A 17676-nucleotide genomic window follows, 5' to 3' on the forward strand; every position below is an offset into this window, starting at 1 on the left:
TAGCTCTCAATAGTGAATTTTGCTTCGCAAGTGAATAGTCAATGATGAAAAATTGCAGTTTTATTTACTATTTCAATCCATTTACCATTTTACTCTCCTACGCTTTTGACTTTATACTTCTGAATTTATTATCTTTGCACGGTTAAATTTTAAAGAAAAAATCAATGAATTCCTTTATAGAAGAACTGAAATGGCGTGGTCTGTTTGCTGATATGATGCCTGGAACCGATGAACAACTTAATAAAGAGGTAACTACTGCATATATTGGTTTTGATCCAACGGCCGATTCTTTACATATCGGAAGTCTTATTCAGATAAAAATTTTAGCACACTTCCAGCAGCACGGTCACAAGCCGATTGCATTGGTTGGTGGCGCTACAGGAATGATCGGTGACCCATCCGGAAAATCGGCAGAGAGAAACCTATTGGACGAGGAAACACTTTTACACTATGTAGATTGTTTGAAAAGCCAACTTTCAAGATTCCTTGATTTTGCAGGGAATGAGCCTAATAAAGCAGAGTTGGTTAACAACTACGACTGGATGAAGAATATTTCTTTCCTTGATTTTGCTAAAAATATTGGGAAGAACATCACAGTGAACTATATGATGGCTAAAGATTCTGTAAAGAAAAGGTTTTCAGGAGAATCCGGTGCTGACGGTATGAGTTTTACTGAATTTACGTATCAGTTAATTCAAGGATATGATTTCCTTCACCTATACCAAAATAATAATGTGAAGCTTCAAATGGGTGGTTCTGACCAGTGGGGAAATATCACTACAGGAACAGAATTAATCCGTAGAAAAGCTCAGGGTGAAGCATTTGCTTTAACCGTTCCTTTGATTACAAAGGCAGATGGCTCTAAATTCGGGAAATCTGAAAGTGGGGAAAATTATTGGTTAGATAAAAAGAAAACGTCTCCATACAAATTCTACCAATTCTGGCTGAATGCTACCGATGAAGATGCTGAAAGATTCATTAAATTCTATACATTCCTTGGAAAAGAAGAAATTGAATCTTTAATTGAAGAACATAAGACAGCAGCCCATGAGAGAAAACTTCAGAAAAAATTAGCTGAAGAAGTAACGGTTTGGGTACACGGAAGAGAAGAATATGAAAAAGCGCTTAAAGCTTCTGAAATTCTTTTCGGACGTTCTACTGCTGAAGATCTGGTAAGCCTTGACGAAGAAACATTCCTTGAAGTGTTTGATGGTGTTCCACAAAAAGAAATTGCAAAAGCTGATGTATTAGGCATCAACATTGTAGATCTTCTTTCCGAGAAATCAGGATTCCTGAAATCTAAAAGTGAAGCCCAAAGAGAAATTAAAGGCAATGCAATCTCTATAAACAAGCAAAAAGTAAATGATACTTTTACAGCCAATGAAACTGATCTTATTGATGGCAAGTTCTTATTGCTTCAAAAAGGGAAGAAAAGCTATTTCATTGTAAAAGTTATCTAATTTTTAAACAATATTGAAAAGGGCGCCGAGATTCATCTCGGCGCCCTTTTTTCTATAATATTTTAGGAACTGTTACGGTTTCGAATATTCCCGATAGCGGTTGGCTCTTCTGAATGTTCCCAGATCATTAAAGCGGACGCCGTATTTCCTCAGTACTTCCCATGCCTGCTTTCTTCCGATATGGCGTACATAAAAGGTTTCATTCACAACAAAATGATGAATACTGTGCGTCCAGCCAAAAAAGAAACAGAATACCTGCATTGGAAAAGTCCACCAGACATTCAGTACCTGTGTTTGTTCCATAACATTTCCTTCTTCCACATCACCGAAATAATGCATATTGGAGGTTATAAAATGTAAGCAGAACTGTCGCAACAGATTCGGTAAAAGAATGGTATAAATCACTACATTTAAACTGTTCAAGGCATTTTCAATATAAAAAGGAAAACTAAAATCGGTCATAAACCTTGCATTAATCCAGTGCAGCAGTAAATCTGCAAAAAATAAATATAAAATCACATGAGCAGCAATTGTCAGGGGGATTAAGCCCAGAAATGTGATTCGTTTTAAGGTTGAAGATGTTTCATCTTTAAGATTTCCGTTCTTCACCTCCCTATCCATATCCTTAAACATTTGTTTTAGACGTAAAAGTCCGCCTAAAACAATATCGGCAGTAGTAAATAATCGTTTAACCGACCAGGGTTCACCATTCGTTACCCCACGTTCTTCCACATCATGCAATGTTCCTGAAAATTTATGATGATGGTAATGTAGTGTACGTCTGATCCATGGATTAATAGTTAATGGACGCAAAATCCATACGCTGAAAAGCATAAAATGATGTATCGGTTTTTGTTTTTTAAAATAGAGCCAATGAATAAGATCGTGTTCAATTTCATGGAGAATTCCCATAAAAAAAGCATTCATTATAATCATCAGCCATGTTGGAATAATTTCTTGATACCAACCTATAGATACAGTAATAATGATCATAATGGAAACTAAAAATATTGAAAAGCCAATACCGTCCTGCCTCTTCAAAAGAGGATACATTTCTTTAAGCTGCTGATAGGATTGATTAATTTCTTTCCTGATCTGTCTTGATTTTTCCTGATGTTTCACTATTTGGTGATTTTATTATCAAAAATAAGAAATTATACAATTTAACCACCCATAAACAGCAATAAATAAAATTAATATATTAATAAATCAATATGAATAGCATTATATTCAACAAACAAACGGACGTTGAGAAATCTCAACGCCCGTTATTATTTTGAAAGTATTAGTTTTTAAAATGTATAACTTGCAGAAGCTGATAAATACTGGCCACTGGAAGTTCCTTCTTTTTTCAGCTCACCATCTACCCAGATCTGAACCTTTAAAGTAGAAGAAGCATCCACCCCAATTGCATTTACCACCACATTAGCATTGTAAGCTCCTTTTTCTGAAGTCACTTCAGGGCTTGACCATGTAGTTCCACTAAGACTTGAAGCCGTTGTAGCATTACTATCAATTCCGTATACCGCTCCATCAATATTAGCTCCCGCAGAAGCTATTGCTTTAAAAACTACTTTATGACTCTTCCCTGCTCCATTTACGTTAGGAGTATCGTCATCATCTTTACTACAAGAAGCTACAAATCCCATTAACACGGTAGCAAGAAGCACTACAAATGCACCTTTCAACAGCTGGTTTATTCTTGTTTTTTTCATAATCTTTTTGTTTAAATTTTAGTTACTTTATTTGATATTCTATGATTAGTGATTTCGTACCTGCAAAGCTATTGGAGTCCTGAAACTTTATCAATCCTGAAAATTGTGTAATTTTTTCTACCTAAATTCAGGTATTTTTTATACTAAAATTTTTAATTAAATTGACCGTTTATAAAAAATATATTCTCCAGAACTGATACCTGATGAAGAGATTACTGATCCTATTCACCCTATTCCTGGCTTTTAGTGTACAATCGCAGCAACTGATTCCGCTTGATGAAAAACCCTACTTAGACAGTTTACAAAACATTCTTGGAAGTAATGGACCTATAAAAGCGAAAGCAAATACTAATTTCCTTTTGTCGAATTATTACAGGAATATAGATTCTGTTGTAAGTAAAAAATATCTGGAAAGTGGAAAAACATTTATTAAAAACGACCCTTTTCTCTCTGCCAAATATGATTTCTACGAAGCGCAATATGATCTGGACAGAAATAAAGCAAAAGCAGCTGTTTCATATCAAAAGGCTATTAAAGCACTCTCAAAATTCAAAAATGAAGAGTCGGACCTCCTGCAGGCAGCCGCATGGTACAGCTATGGAGTAACACAAAAAGATAAGGAAGGCTATCCTTTTTTAGTAAAGACTATTCTTGAAAAAAGTATCCCGTTGGCTAAAAAATATGAGAACAGCAAAAGCCTTGGCTTTTTATATACCCAACTGGCCGTTATCCTTATGTACAATGCAGAATTTAAGAAGTCCGAAGAGTATAATACCAAAGCCTTGAAAATTCTTGAAAAATACTATCCCAATTCTCCAGAACTGTTTTTTAATTATTTAAATTTATCCAATAATTTCTGTTATGAGGCTAAAAGTACTGAAGCTAAAAAATTTTTAGATAAAGCAGAAACACTCATCAGCCCCTATCCCAATTCTTCAGTAAATGCATTTTATTATTACAGCAAAACACTTTATTATATTACTACCCAAAGAAACTCAGAAGCAGTATCTGTGATTGATAAAGGTATTTCCTATGCCAAAAGGTTTAATCAGAGTCTACTTGCACAGATGTTTTATTTCAACAAATATGACATTTTAAGAAAATTAAAAAGGTATAACGAAGCCAAAGGTGTTTTAGAGGATATTTTAACCGAAAAATCCCTTGCCCTTGATCATAATAACAGAAAAACCATTTATAAGCAACTCTCTTCTTTACATGAAGAGATGGGAAATACCAAAGAGGCTTTGGCATGGGAACAGAAATATTCCAAGCTTAATGACAGTTTGAACACTGAAAACGTAAAGCTTGAGATCAATAAAATTGAGTCCAAGTACAACGCTGCGGAAAAAGAAAGAAAAATAGCCACATTAAACGCTGAAAAGAATCAAAAAGAACTGGAAGTTAATAAGAAAAACTCTTATTTATGGGGATTAAGCCTTATTTTGTTATTAGTTGTAAGCCTTCTGATCTTCTTATACATCATCTTTAGAAAAAATAAAAAGATCTCTGAACAGAAGATTAATGATATCAGACAAAAAGAAGAGCTGTCTTTAACCAAAGCTATTCTTGAAGGAGAAGAAAGAGAGAGAGAACGTATTGCAAGAGACCTTCATGACGGGTTAGGAGGAATGCTGGCTGGAGTAAAAATTAATTTTTCAACATGGTCTGCCAGTCATTTGGATCCTGAGAACAATCAGGAGTTTTATAAAATCCTGGGCCAGCTGGATAACTCTGTAGGTGAGCTTCGGCACGTAGCAAGAAACCTTATGCCTGAATCATTGCTTAATTTCGGACTGGAAACCGCCCTGAGTGATCTTTGTGAGTTCTACAACAGAAAAGATATCGAAATTGATTTCCAGGCAATCAACATTGAAAAGAATCTGCCGTTAAATATCCAGCTCAATATTTACAGGATTGCACAGGAATTATTGGCCAATGCCATCAAACATGCTGAGGCTACCAATATTTTATTACAATGTTCCCAATCTGAAAAAGATTTTTTCATCACCATTGAAGACAATGGAAAAGGATTTAAAAACAATAAAGAACAGAATACCAAAAGCATGGGACTTCTTAACCTAAAGAACAGAGTTGACTACCTGAAAGGAAGCATGGAGATCAACTCAGACCATCAAGGAACAACAATTAATATAGAACTCAATATAGATGGAGAATGAAAAAATAAATATTGTTATTGTAGACGATCACCCAATTGTCATTGAAGGACTGAAAATGATGCTGAAAAGTCAGCCTTCTTTCAATATTCCTGAAACGTTTATTTCAGGCTCGGAGATCATCCATTTTATTAAGAATAATAAGGTTGATATTATTCTTTTGGATATCACTTTACCTGATACCAATGGTTCTGAGCTTTGCAGGGAAATTAAAAAAAACTCTCCCGACACGGCAGTCATTATGTTCAGCAACCGCTCTGAAAGAAGCATCATCATGCAGTCTATTCAAAACGGAGCCAGTGGATACATTCTGAAAAATACATCCATTGAAGAATTGGTCATCTGCATCAAGGGAGCATTATCCGGAGACATTGTTTTTTGTAATGAAACCAAACAGATTATCAGCAAACCTTCTCATAATGAACTTCCAATTCCGAGACTGACTAAAAGAGAGAAACAGATTCTGCATCTTGTGGCACAGGGTAAAACAAGCAATATGATTGCAGAAGAGCTTTTTTTAAGTCCTCTTACTGTAGATACACACCGCAAAAATCTCCTTCAGAAATTTCAGGCTAAAAACTCCACGGAACTCGTCAATCAAGCCATAGAATACAATCTGATTGAAAAATAAAAAAACCGCTCTTGGAGCGGTTTTATATTTTATATTATAAAGTTTATTGATGACTTAGGGTTCAAGGAAACTGTAAGCAAGCTTTGCAACCTTGTTATCTCCTTTTCCTGTAACTTTAGCAGTTCTTACAACTTCTCCGTCTATCATCAGAGTAATTGTAAGTTCAGAATTATCTTGTGGCAACATTGCATTGGCAGCAAAATTAATCTGTGCCTGGCTGGAATTAACCCACATTTCTCCGCTCGTCCATCCTTCTTTTAAAGGAGTAGTAGGAGTACTGTATATAGTATTCTGAGCAGTTCCTACCTGAGTGACCACAGAAATGAGTTCTGATCCTGTAGTAGCTTTTGCTACAAATTGAACCACATGATCCTGAAATTCATCGTCATCATCTTTTTTACACGAGTTGACAACAGTAATCACTGAAAATAACAAAACGAATAAAGAAGAAAGTCTAAGTAAACTTTTTAAATTGTAAAATTGCTTCATTTCTCCAAATAGATTTTTTAATGTTCCAAATATAGGTTTTTTATTAATATAAAAATATCTTTAATAAAAATTTTACAACATTTTTTTATAAAAAATATCAAATCAGCAAAAACAAAATTCAAGTTAAAAAACCCAATAATACAACGTAATTATCTAATTATTAAACATCAAACATATTTATATCTAGAATTATTTTGATACTGATAAAAACCGACAATAACACAAATACAATTATAGTGTTTTATACAAATACCAACCCTCACTTTTGATCTTTTAAAATGATTTTCAAGCTCCTTTATATGAATCGTAAAAGTTAGAATTTACAATGTAATTTATTAATTATATTTGCTGTATGAATTTAGATTACATAGTAAGAGAGCCGGAAAATATTACCTCTACTACTCCTATACTTTTTATGCTTCACGGCTACGGCAGCAATGAGCAGGACCTTTTCAGTTTTAGAGAAACCCTTCCTAAAGACTGGATTATCATCAGTTTCAGAGCACCTAAAGATACTCAGTTTGAAGGGTATTCATGGTTTGATATCAATTTCAATGATCCTGAAAATTATATAGACATTCCCCAGGCTAAGGAATCTTTAAATGCAGTATTGGAAAGCATATTAAAAATAGTTAATAATTATGGTCTTACTGAAAGCAAAATACATTTATGCGGCTTCAGCCAGGGAGGAATATTATGCTATGCACTGGCATTAAAATACCCTGAATTATTTACAAATATTGCCTGTTTAAGTTCTTATGCAGAGGAGAAAATTCTGGACGGAATTGTGAAAGACAAGAAGAAACTGGAAAAATTAAGATTCTTTGTATCTCACGGTACAGATGATGCTGTGATCCCGATTGATTGGGGAAGAAAGGCAGCAGAACTTCTTTATGATCTTAACTGTTATTTTACCTTCAGAGAATATATGAGCGGACATGGTGTCAATCAGAAAAACTATATGGATTTAATGGATTTTTTCTCAAAATAAGTCAATTATTATTTTTAAATAAATTCAATAAAAACAATGACTATATTGTAGTTTACACAAACATTCCTGCATTTGGAATGTTTTTTTATTACAATAAAGATAAATTCAGTAAATTCAATAAATGAAAATAAAGCTACTTTTATTGGGTTTATTATTGGGCATTTTTGTTCATGCCCAGAATACTTTCCGCTTAGTGAGCACCCAAAAAGCGGTGATTCCTTTTCAGCTTATTAACAACTTAATCTTTATACCTATCAATATAAATGGTGCTGACCTTACCTTTATGGTGGATACCGGAGTTGCGGAAACCATTTTATTCAGCTTAGAAAATAAAGAACTAAAACTAAGCAATGTTGAAAAAATAAAATTTTCCGGGCTTGGAGGAAGTTTAAGTATAGACGGATTAAAATCGGATCGTAATATTGGCAGAATTGGAGATAATATCATCAATAACTCTATGTCTCTTTATGTGATCCTTGATGAGGAGTTCAATATTTCTTCTCATGTAGGAATCCCTGTGAACGGAGTTATTGGTTACCATTTTTTCAAAGATCATCCTATAGCTATTGATTATATTTCTAAAAAAATAACGGTCTATGAAAATAGAGATATCCTTAAAAGAAAGATCAGAAAGTTTGATGAAATGCCGATCAGTATAGAAAAAGACAAACCTTATCTTATTGCTGATGTAGAAATGACCCGTGAAAAAAAAGAATCAAAGCTTTTGATTGATCTCGGAAACAGTGATGCTATCTGGCTCTTCCCTACTCTTATCAAAGATTTTGTTTACAACAGACCCAATATTGATGATTTTCTTGGCCGTGGATTCAATGGGGATATTTATGGCAAAAGAAGCAGAATCCATAATTTTTACCTTGGGGATTTTAAATTTGAGAAACCCCTTACTGCAATGCCTGATGAATACTCTATTCAGCATGTGAACCTGGTAAAAGACAGAAAAGGCTCTGTAGGTGGTGAAATTATGAGACGGTTTACCCTCATTTTCGATTATCCTAACAATAAGCTATATTTGAAGAAAAACAGAAACTTTGATGATCCTTTTCACTTTAATATGAGCGGACTGGACTTCAAACAGGATGGATTGGAATGGCAACAGGATAAAGTTAAAATTGAAACTCAACCATTGTCCGGTACAACGAACTCAAATGAAGTATACAAAGATGCATTTCAATATAAATTTAGTCTGAAACCAATATTTTCGATTGCAGGAGTGAGAAAAGATTCACCGGCTTATGAAGCAGGTTTAAAAAAGGATGATAAAGTAATCAGTATCAATGGAGATAAAACATCTGATATGACCCTGGAGAAAATCCTTGAAATGATGAAGTCTGCCGAAGGACGAACAATTACCATGATCGTTCAAAGACAAGAGGAAAAACTCACTTTCCGTTTTAATCTGGAAGACCCTATTCCTTATCAAGAATAATAATATGACTACTGAAGAAACTACATTAGACAGAATAAGAACCCGGCCGAGATTTAAAATGTTTACTCATCTTACCAAGGAAGAGTATGCAGAAAATCTGAAAAAATATCTTGCTGAACATAAAAGCGAATTTTCAGGTAATATTAATAAAGAGGTTGCCACCATATGGGTGGAAACAGCATATGACAATTACTGGAAGCCCCGTCTTGCCTTACGTGTAGAAATAGAAGATGATGAAACGGTAATACGAGGTGTTTTTGGACCTAGTTCCGCAGTCTGGACATTCTTCATGTTCCTTTACTTTTCTTTTTCCATTCTTTGGATGACCTTTTTTACCATGTATTACGTAGAAAAGCAAATAAAAAGCGCTGAATACCCTTGGGCACTGAGCGCTTCTTTTGTAATGCTATTTTTTATTCTTCTCACCTACCTTGCTGCAAGATTCGGGCAGCATAAAGGAAAAGATGAAATGCTTAAGTTAAGACAGTTTGCAGAAGAATCTACTTTACAGTTTGAAAAAAAGATTATTTAGACAATGTATCAGTAGATTTTTCATTCTGAATAGGTGCTGCCATTGCTTTGGCAGTTTTAATAGAGTCAGCCACTTTTTCCCTGTTCGCTTGTTCTTTCAGCATTTTAGGAACATCCGGTTCTAATAGTTTCGTTAGTTCTTCTACAGAGATATTATTGGCATTAGGATCATCTAAAAGCTTTTTCCATGGCCTTCTTCCGCCCCAGTTATAATCACCAAATACCATTACCGCTGTACCTCTCGCCTTTGTAGTAGCACCACCAGGATTAAGAATCCAGGTATCCGCATAAGAGTACAGCCACTGGGCATCTTTTCTCAATAGTCTTAAACATGAGTGTGATGCGGGATATCCCGGAAGTGTATATTCATGCCATCCGATACCGCCTATATTATGAATATTAAAGTTGTAAGGAAGCTTCCATTCGCTGCTTACTGTGGAAATAGACAGTTTCTTTTTCCAGTTGGCAAAAGTAAGCCCTCTGGTAGTCTGTGCCGATTTTTTCCCCATACTCGTTGGTCCCCATTTAATAAGACTACCATTGGAATATACTGCATAAGCTTGAATAGGATATGAGAAGATCACAAATTTTTTCACACCACTCAATACATCAAGCTGCATAGGAAATGGTGAATATGCCATCAAAGTGGTGTCTATTTTGGCCGGAACCACCAAAGTATCAGCATTCCATTTGCTTTTAGAGTCTAGTCTGTTTAACGCTAAAATAGCAGTACGTTCCTGCTCGTTATATTTTTTACTAAATTCTGCATATACAGAATCCCGCAGTTTTTTATCTTTTGGAATAACGAATGCATTATAAAAGCCATTCTCCTGCATCATAGGCGGAACCGATTCTTTTTTTACCACAGGTACTGAATCTTTCTTTATAGAATCTTTTTCTGCCTCAGGGGTTTCGGAAGCAGAAACTGTATCTTTAAAAGTATCGCTGATCTTTTCTATTTCTTTCTTGCAGGAAACAAGGAATACCGCACATAAGCAGGCGTATAGAAATGATTTTTTCACAGATATGTTCTTCATAAATAAAATAGGTCATTTAGTTTGGCTACCCAGTACAAATATCAGACCTAAATTTGAATCTGAAAAGACATTCTGAAAAATACCGTAAAAAAACGGTAATTCAATATTTTTTTAAAGCAGTTTATTGGTTTTAGCGTAGGATAAAGCCTCTGCAATATTGCTAACTCCAATTTTCTCGAAAAGTTTTTTACGGTGGAATTTTACCGTATCAGCTGTAATGAAAAGTTTCTGAGCAATTTCACTGATAGTCAAGCCACTGGCATACAGACTCAGGATCTCATGTTCTCTGGAAGATAACTTTATTCTTTCGTCTTTTTCCCATTTGTCTGCAGTAAGATCATATCTCCAGATTTCATCGGAACCTTCCTTACTAAGCACCACATTTCCGGAAGAGGTATTATTGGATAATGAAACCGCACACAGGGCTTTCCACACCTGGCCATCTTCTGTAAGGAACATAGGAGTGAGTTTATGATTAACCAGAATCATATTCTTCTTCCCATTGATAAGATAAAAATCATAGGAAATATAGTATAGCTTTCTATCCTCTACCGGAATTTTCTCGTAAAATTTAAATCCTGCTTCATTAATCTTAATCAGCATTTCTACATCCTCCGGTTTCACATTCTGAAAATAAAATGCATATCCAAGATCTTTTACTTCGGCTGAGGTTTTCCCACATAAAAAAAGAGGATTTTCTGAGACATATTCAAATCCTTTAGTCTGATAATTTATAACATACAGACTCTGATATGTAGTTCTTGCAAGAGCTTTAACAGCCTCCAGATATTCTCCGTCCTGGCTGAAATCAATGTCAGCATCTTTACTGACCTCATTTTGTTCGTTAAAAAACCTTTTAATTTGTTCCATAGTTTTTAAAAGCGTTGCTCACCACTACACTAAAGTATAGTTTTTAGCTTTCATACCACAAATCTACACAAAAGTGTAGCAATTCTCAAAATGCTGTGATATAGATTTGCAAAGGATTTTCATGATTGTACCCTTTTCAGAAATACTCCTGTTAATACGAGTCTGAAAGATGTACTAAACAAGCAATTAGAAAAAGAAAACAATGTCATCAATAACCATGATATAGAAGTTGCAAAAATTCCGGTCCAAATAAGTTGATTCGTCAAGTTTTTATCGTAAAATAACTCAGACAATGACACCTAATTCAGACTAAATATTAAATAATTGACCGGATTTATAAGCAACATCACCGATCAGCCTTTTTAAACAGTATAAATCTCTGCTTACAAACTGATCACCCACCATATCACTGATTTTTACTATTACTGTCCTACAAGGCAGTAATTTTTTTATCCTTACGGCATTAACCTGAACTCACCAATTTCTTTTTATGAACCATTAGGCCTGATTTGTATCAACCTGTAATAGAAAAATGTCCAAAGAGCAAGCCAGGGAAAGTTGGCCATCAGGAAAAACAGAATATCCTCTCCATTAATCCCCTGCCCTTCCGTAATCATAAAAAAATAATAAATAATGAAAAGAATCGGAAACAAAAACCAGCAAAGGACTGTTTTCATTTTGCTTTGAAACTGCTTTAATAATAAAAGTAAACTACTGAACGAGGCAATGCTTAAAAGCATAATCCAAATCATCAGAAGACCATACGCCAAGCCACTCATATCACAATTTCTTGGATGTTCACTTACCGGTTCTCTGGTCCATCTCATAAATACAATGAGAAGGACGGTTGAAACAACGGTTGAGAAAAACCAGGTTTTCAGTATTGATAATAATATGAACTTCTTTTTTGACATCAGTTTCTGCTTTAAAAGCTAAAATAACCATAATTGCTCAATTTTACAAAAACACTCCTCATCTATCTCCTGAGTGATATTTAATAATTTGTTAAAGATACCCTACCCATATTATCTATAATTTTGAAAAAATATCAGTTATCATGTTATATATCATTATGGTAGTTGTACTACAGGCACTTATCACCCTTACATTACTACTCTACCTCATCAAAAACAGAGAATCTGTTCTGAATATGCTGTTATTGTATATTGGTGTGGTTGCATTGGATATGGGATATGAATATTTTATCATCCAAAGATTTGGGTACGAGTCTGTTTTATACGAAATTCCGGGAAGTCTTCGTGTTTTCAAAGGACTTATTTTCTTATACATTACCACTTATCTGATCCATGCAAAATGGAGAGATAAGCTTAAATATCTGATCGCACCGCTCACATTAGTAATTGTTCATCACGCCATCGCTCTGATCGCAAAAATCTTTGGCCTATCGTGGGCAGATATAGCTATCAGATCCTATCAAGCTTATTTTACCTATTATAGTTATTATTGGGTAGCCTGCCTTGTGGCCTGTATTTATTTTCTGACGAAATACCGTAAAAAGATCACCCATCCGGTGGCCGGTAATTTCCGCTATTTAGTTGGTTATGTATTACTGGGAGTATTGGTTTTTTGGACTGTTTATTACTTAGGCTGGAATACATTCATCTATCAGAAGATCTACAGCCTGCTGTTTCTTTTCCAGTTCGGGTGGATTTTGTACGTTTATATTTTAACGTACCAGTACAGACTCCTTGAACAGCAGAATACACTTCAATTTTCAGCTCCTAAGGAAACTTACCAATATAAAGATCTTTCAAAAATAGATTTTGATACAGTACAACATGCTATTGTTACTTTTTACCAGGAAAGCCATGTTTATCTGGATGAAGAATTTACATTAGATCAGCTTTCCAGCCATTTAAAGATCAGTAAAGCTGATTTAAGCATCACTTTTAATAAGCACCTCAACACCAATTTCCACGAATATACCAATAGAAACCGTATTCAGCATTTTAAGCAGATCTTATCAGAGGATCCTTCTGCCAGTGTCATTGATCTTGCTTTTCAATGTGGTTTTAAATCTAAATCTACTTTTTATAAATATTTCAAAAAGGAATTTGATTGTTTACCTTCCCAGCTTGTGCATTAAGTTACAATTATTTAACATTAGTAATTAATTGATTTACAACAGAGTTCGCCTCGAACTCAACAGAATCAGTAGTCTGAAATTTAAATGAACTAAAACTTTTTGATGACCTGACATCTTTGCAGAAAATTTCACTAAGATGTCACGAGAAAGTCTTTTTCTAACAAAAGCAGCATTTTTTCTTTTAGGCCCTTTGGCCTTTGCACAGACCTCAGTTCACGGAACTGTGGTAGACAGCCAGGGAAACCTACCTAATGCCCTGGTATATATTGAAAACAACGGGCAGAAGATCACCTCCAACACTGACGGATCCTTTGTTCTGAATAATGTTTATGATGGAAGTTACAAACTTGTTGTAGAATATAAAGGCTACGACACGGTTTACATCCCTTTCAACGTAACGGACAAAAAGGAAGTTGATCTTGGATTGGTGAAATTCGGGGCTAAACTGAAGGAGAACAGTATTCAGGAAGTGGTGGTAACCAGCGTCTACAAAGCCTCACAGGCCAGAGCTATTACCATGAAGAAAAACTCCAACACCATCACGGAAGTACTCTCTGCAGATGCCATTGGAAAACTTCCGGACCGTAATGCGGCAGATGCTGTACAGAGAATGCAGGGAGTTTCTATTGAACGCGACATGGGTGAAGGGCGTTTTGTGGCTGTACGAGGAACTCCTATACAATGGACTGCTTCTACTTTAAATGGCAACAGAATGCCTAGTGCTAGTGGTGATAATGCCAACCGTGGAGTTCAGATGGATATTTTCCCTTCCGAACTTATTCAGAATGTCCGTTTATCTAAAGCCTTAACTCCGGATCTGGATGGGGATGCTATTGGCGGAAATGTAGATTTCATTACCAAAACCTCTCCCAATAAAGAAACTTTAGCCATCAGTATGTCTTCCGGATATGTTAATATGTCGAAATCTCCAACGTATAATTCTTCTATTGTCTACGGAAACAAAATCACCGATAAACTGAAATTCATCTCTTCTGCTGTAATCTGGGAGCGCTCTACAGCCATAGATCAAATGAGAAATATTTTCAACTATGGAATGAAGGATAAGACAGCCTCCTACTCTATCAATCAGCTGCAGCTTCGTGATTATCTGGCCAACCGAAGAACCCTTGGGTTTAATTTAGGATTGGATTATGAGATCAACAGCAGGAATAAACTATATTTTAAAGGGTTATACAGCCAGTACAAGGATGGACAATCCGTAAAGGAAACCTATTTTAATTTTGACAATAAAAATGTAACGCTTCAGGCCCGTCATGCAGATTATCTTACAGATATGTATTCGATGCAGCTGGGTGGAAGTCATCAGGTGGGACAACGTCTGGAAGTAAACTGGTCAGCATCCAAAGCCCGTTCAGAATTTAAATTTGATTCTCCTAAAAATCTTGATCAAAATGAAAGAGGTTATCCTATAGTCAATTTTGTACAGCCCATGACCTACGGAAACCTATCTGCTGATGGCCGAAAATATATGGCAATGGATGCTCCGGACGGCATTGGGGATACCGGAAGTTATACCCTTCCTTATCACCAGCAGGCAATAGCAGCAGATCAATTAAAATTAAACCAAATCATCCTCAGCCAGAATCACAACACTGAAACAGATCTAAGAGGTCAACTGGATTTAAAATATAAAGTATCCGATAGTTTTGAACTTAAATTCGGGACAAAATACAACAATAAGAACAAAAATGTAGACAGTTCTGTACTCGTATGGATGCCTAAATCTTCTCTTGGAGTTCCCGGAGCACCGGTTACCTATCTGAACCAGCTTGAACGTGAAGCATTCCCTTACAGAGGGGGCTTTATGAATCCACTTGGAAATCCATATAACTCAGCGATCATTGATCAGATTACCAACGGGCAGATCGATCAGATGTACAATCCGGCTACACAGAATAATTTAGGCCTGATGCAGGTAAGCGGCAAAGACAGCAGTTCCAATATCACCAGTTCTTACCGCGGTACTGAAAATGTATGGGCAGCTTATATGATGGGAACCTGGAAAGTGACTGATCAGCTTCAGGTATTGGGTGGTTTCAGAAATGAATACAATGACATTACCTTCTGGGGTAAAAAAGTAATTTCAGATAAGGATAGTAAAACAGAAGACATTAAAGACAGAAAAACCTATAATGTTATACTTCCTATGGTTAATTTGAAATGGAATATCAGCAATGACCGTATTCTGAGGCTGGCTTACACCCGTTCTTTTGCAAGACCGGATTTCAATGACCTGAATCCTGGAACAATCGTAAATGATATCACCAACACCATTACGCAGGGAAATACGAAACTGGATCCTACATTTTCCAACAACTTTGACCTGATGTTTGAGAACTACTTCGGAAAGCTGGATCTGATTACAGCAGGAGTATTCTATAAAGATATCACCAATCTGATTTATAAAGATCAGTCAGTAAAAGATATCGGAGGCAGAACCTACACCTTCACGGCTCCTAAAAACCTGGAAGGAGCAAAATTATTTGGTTTTGAGTTTGGAATTTCCAAGCGTTTTGAAAACCTGCCCGGATTTTTGAAAAACTTAGGCTTTGAAGGAAACTATACCTACATCTCTTCCAAAATGAATATGCCCGTCTATGAAAATGGCAAACAGACAGGAACTATGCCTACTACCATTCCTAATCAGGCCAAACATATTTTCAATACGATCCTGTTTTATGAAACCAGTAAACTGATGCTTCGTGTTGCCGGGAACTACAAAGGAAACTATGTAAGCGAGATCAGAGCCGCTGCCGGGGCAGATCACTATCAGTATTTCGATAAAAACTTTACGGTGGATCTATCTACTTCTTACAGTATTTCAAAGAAAGTACGGCTGTTTTTAGAACTTAACAACATTTTTAATGAACCCAACCGCTACTATATGGGCGCAAAAGACCGTGTTGAAAACATTTCCTACTCAGGGATGCGCGGACAGGCGGGATTCACTTACAACTTTTAATTAAAAAATTTATTCATCAATGAAAAAGTATATATACGGGGCTGCATTTTGTATGACAGCATTAGTACAGGCACAGAATCAGTGTCAGAATCCAAAGATCAATCAGCTGCAGATTGTAGGCACCCATAATTCATACGCTCAGCCGGTAGATCCTAAAGTATTGGATATGGTAACTCCCATTATTAAAGGAATGATGCAGAAATACGACAGTATGATGTCCGAAGAACAGAAAGCCAAATTCAAAGAATATCACCCTAATGGTATGGATTTAAAAGAAGGATTAAGCTATAACCACCCTGATTTTACGGAACAGCTTAACGCCAATCTTCGAGGCCTGGAAATAGATGTTTATTATGATCCGGAAGGCAGCAGATTCAGCCGTCCTGCCACGTACGAAATTTTAAAAGCGAAAGGTATAACAGATCTGGCTCCTTTTAATACCAAAGGATTAGACCAGCCCGGATTTAAAGTATTACATATGGCTGATATTGATTTCAGAACGCATTATCCTACTTTGAAAGATGCCCTTACTTCCCTTAAAACATGGTCGGATCAACATCCTGATCATACTCCGATCTTTATGATGATCGAAGCCAAAGACTCTGGATTTCCAATTGTTGAAAACAGCACCAAAGTGTTACCCTTCGATAAAAAAGCTTATGATGACTTGGATGCGGAAATCGTAAAGTATTTAGGAAAAGATAAGATCATTACTCCAGAAGAAGTTCAGGGGAAATACAGCACATTAAAAGAAGCTGTAACCCACAATAACTGGCCAACACTAAATGACAGCAAAGGAAAGTTTATCTTTATGCTGTTACCCGGAAGTGCAGGAACTCTATCTTCTAAAAACAATCCTTATCTTATCAATAACTCCCTCAGAGAAAGAATAATGTTTCTGAACAGTGAATCTGATGATTCTTTTGCGGGATTCATTCTAAGGGATAATGCGATTGTAAGGCAAAAAGAAATTCAGGATCTGGTAAAACAGGGGTATATCGTAAGAACAAGATCAGACATTGAAACTTATGAAGCCAAAGTTAATGATCCTACCCGTTCCAAAGCAGCTTTCAGTAGTGGCGCGCAGGTTATTTCCACTGATTTTTTCCGCCCGGGAAACACTTACGGAACCCCTTACTTCGTACAGCCGCCTCAAGGAAAAGGTTATCTTAATAATCCTGTTAATACTTCATGTAAATAAATTTTAAAACCCGGTTCTGGAAACAGAACCGGGTTTTTAC

At 35.8% G+C, this 17676-nt stretch carries 15 protein-coding genes; 9 read left to right on the plus strand and 6 right to left on the minus strand.

The genetic code is table 11. From position 1 onward, the window contains the following. Nucleotides 1-164 precede the first annotated feature (164 nt). The gene (gene tyrS / locus BBH99_RS17240) at nt 165-1460 is read left to right on the plus strand and encodes a tyrosine--tRNA ligase (protein ID WP_066698572.1); all 1296 of its coding nucleotides are present in this window, start codon (nt 165-167) and stop codon (nt 1458-1460) included. A 72-nt stretch (nt 1461-1532) separates the two neighbouring features. Here the strand turns inward: tyrS and BBH99_RS17245 are convergent, their stop codons facing one another. Together BBH99_RS17245 and BBH99_RS17250 are read right to left on the minus strand one after the other, a co-directional pair. Next, a complete protein-coding gene (locus BBH99_RS17245) occupies nt 1533-2582 on the minus strand; it encodes a fatty acid desaturase (RefSeq protein WP_083188867.1) in 1050 nt (349 codons plus the stop codon). Nucleotides 2583-2752: 170 nt separating this feature from the next. Further along, nucleotides 2753-3175 (minus strand): hypothetical protein, encoded by a 423-nt coding sequence (locus tag BBH99_RS17250; RefSeq protein ID WP_066698577.1) that lies wholly within the window; start codon nt 3173-3175, stop codon nt 2753-2755. Between the two features lie 203 nt (nt 3176-3378). On the opposite strand from BBH99_RS17250, the gene BBH99_RS17255 reads away from it, so the two are divergent. Beyond that, a complete protein-coding gene (locus BBH99_RS17255) occupies nt 3379-5352 on the plus strand; it encodes a tetratricopeptide repeat-containing sensor histidine kinase (RefSeq protein WP_066698579.1) in 1974 nt (657 codons plus the stop codon). Beyond that, nucleotides 5342-5980: a response regulator transcription factor gene (locus BBH99_RS17260; protein ID WP_066698581.1), complete on the plus strand. Its 639-nt coding sequence runs from the start codon at nt 5342-5344 to the stop codon at nt 5978-5980. The genes BBH99_RS17255 and BBH99_RS17260 overlap by 11 nt, the downstream gene beginning before the upstream one ends. A gap of 54 nt (nt 5981-6034) precedes the next feature. Here BBH99_RS17260 and BBH99_RS17265 read toward each other — a convergent pair whose 3' ends face one another. Further along, complete coding sequence (locus BBH99_RS17265) at nt 6035-6469, minus strand: hypothetical protein (RefSeq protein WP_066698583.1); 435 nt, start codon at nt 6467-6469, stop codon at nt 6035-6037. 352 nt (nt 6470-6821) lie between these two features. On the opposite strand from BBH99_RS17265, the gene BBH99_RS17270 reads away from it, so the two are divergent. From BBH99_RS17270 to BBH99_RS17280, 3 genes are all read left to right on the plus strand, one after another. Continuing rightward, nucleotides 6822-7460 (plus strand): alpha/beta hydrolase, encoded by a 639-nt coding sequence (locus tag BBH99_RS17270; RefSeq protein ID WP_066698585.1) that lies wholly within the window; start codon nt 6822-6824, stop codon nt 7458-7460. 121 nt (nt 7461-7581) lie between these two features. Continuing rightward, a complete protein-coding gene (locus BBH99_RS17275) occupies nt 7582-8907 on the plus strand; it encodes a PDZ domain-containing protein (protein ID WP_066698588.1) in 1326 nt (441 codons plus the stop codon). A 4-nt stretch (nt 8908-8911) separates the two neighbouring features. Further along, the gene (locus BBH99_RS17280) at nt 8912-9439 is read left to right on the plus strand and encodes a hypothetical protein (RefSeq protein ID WP_066698591.1); all 528 of its coding nucleotides are present in this window, start codon (nt 8912-8914) and stop codon (nt 9437-9439) included. On the opposite strand, the gene BBH99_RS17285 is transcribed toward BBH99_RS17280, so the two are convergent. The 3 genes from BBH99_RS17285 to BBH99_RS17295 all read right to left on the minus strand — a co-directional run bounded on the left by BBH99_RS17285 (nt 9432) and on the right by BBH99_RS17295 (nt 12259). Then, nucleotides 9432-10475, minus strand: coding sequence for a L,D-transpeptidase (locus tag BBH99_RS17285; protein ID WP_066698594.1), 1044 nt, complete (start codon nt 10473-10475; stop codon nt 9432-9434). The genes BBH99_RS17280 and BBH99_RS17285 overlap by 8 nt on opposite strands. 111 nt (nt 10476-10586) lie before the next feature. Continuing rightward, nucleotides 10587-11345: a response regulator transcription factor gene (locus BBH99_RS17290; RefSeq protein WP_066698597.1), complete on the minus strand. Its 759-nt coding sequence runs from the start codon at nt 11343-11345 to the stop codon at nt 10587-10589. Between the two features lie 488 nt (nt 11346-11833). Next, a complete protein-coding gene (locus BBH99_RS17295) occupies nt 11834-12259 on the minus strand; it encodes a hypothetical protein (RefSeq protein WP_123873206.1) in 426 nt (141 codons plus the stop codon). Between the two features lie 143 nt (nt 12260-12402). Here BBH99_RS17295 and BBH99_RS17300 point away from each other — a divergent pair, with 143 nt between their 5' ends. The 3 genes from BBH99_RS17300 (at nt 12403) to BBH99_RS17310 (ending at nt 17636) form a co-directional block, all read left to right on the plus strand. Continuing rightward, entirely contained in the window at nt 12403-13452 is a 1050-nt protein-coding gene (locus BBH99_RS17300; protein WP_066698601.1) for a helix-turn-helix transcriptional regulator, read from the plus strand. A 136-nt stretch (nt 13453-13588) separates the two neighbouring features. Beyond that, nucleotides 13589-16435: a TonB-dependent receptor gene (locus BBH99_RS17305; protein WP_066698603.1), complete on the plus strand. Its 2847-nt coding sequence runs from the start codon at nt 13589-13591 to the stop codon at nt 16433-16435. A 19-nt stretch (nt 16436-16454) separates the two neighbouring features. Continuing rightward, nucleotides 16455-17636: a phosphatidylinositol-specific phospholipase C domain-containing protein gene (locus BBH99_RS17310; protein ID WP_066698605.1), complete on the plus strand. Its 1182-nt coding sequence runs from the start codon at nt 16455-16457 to the stop codon at nt 17634-17636. The last annotated feature ends 40 nt before the right edge of the window (nt 17637-17676 follow it).

Origin of the sequence: Chryseobacterium contaminans, from assembly GCF_001684955.1 — a bacterium.
Taxonomy (GTDB): domain Bacteria; phylum Bacteroidota; class Bacteroidia; order Flavobacteriales; family Weeksellaceae; genus Chryseobacterium; species Chryseobacterium contaminans.

Bases quoted from the DNA above. Each gene is read 5' to 3' on its own strand.
- tyrS (WP_066698572.1), top strand. From the start codon at position 165: ATGAATTCCTTTATAGAAGAACTGAAATGGCGTGGTCTGTTTGCTGAT.
- BBH99_RS17250 (WP_066698577.1), bottom strand. From the start codon at position 3,175: ATGAAAAAAACAAGAATAAACCAGCTGTTGAAAGGTGCATTTGTAGTG.
- BBH99_RS17255 (WP_066698579.1), top strand. From the start codon at position 3,379: ATGAAGAGATTACTGATCCTATTCACCCTATTCCTGGCTTTTAGTGTA.
- BBH99_RS17260 (WP_066698581.1), top strand. From the start codon at position 5,342: ATGGAGAATGAAAAAATAAATATTGTTATTGTAGACGATCACCCAATT.
- BBH99_RS17265 (WP_066698583.1), bottom strand. From the start codon at position 6,469: ATGAAGCAATTTTACAATTTAAAAAGTTTACTTAGACTTTCTTCTTTA.
- BBH99_RS17270 (WP_066698585.1), top strand. From the start codon at position 6,822: ATGAATTTAGATTACATAGTAAGAGAGCCGGAAAATATTACCTCTACT.
- BBH99_RS17275 (WP_066698588.1), top strand. From the start codon at position 7,582: ATGAAAATAAAGCTACTTTTATTGGGTTTATTATTGGGCATTTTTGTT.
- BBH99_RS17280 (WP_066698591.1), top strand. From the start codon at position 8,912: ATGACTACTGAAGAAACTACATTAGACAGAATAAGAACCCGGCCGAGA.
- BBH99_RS17285 (WP_066698594.1), bottom strand. From the start codon at position 10,475: ATGAAGAACATATCTGTGAAAAAATCATTTCTATACGCCTGCTTATGT.
- BBH99_RS17290 (WP_066698597.1), bottom strand. From the start codon at position 11,345: ATGGAACAAATTAAAAGGTTTTTTAACGAACAAAATGAGGTCAGTAAA.
- BBH99_RS17295 (WP_123873206.1), bottom strand. From the start codon at position 12,259: ATGTCAAAAAAGAAGTTCATATTATTATCAATACTGAAAACCTGGTTT.
- BBH99_RS17300 (WP_066698601.1), top strand. From the start codon at position 12,403: ATGTTATATATCATTATGGTAGTTGTACTACAGGCACTTATCACCCTT.
- BBH99_RS17305 (WP_066698603.1), top strand. From the start codon at position 13,589: ATGTCACGAGAAAGTCTTTTTCTAACAAAAGCAGCATTTTTTCTTTTA.
- BBH99_RS17310 (WP_066698605.1), top strand. From the start codon at position 16,455: ATGAAAAAGTATATATACGGGGCTGCATTTTGTATGACAGCATTAGTA.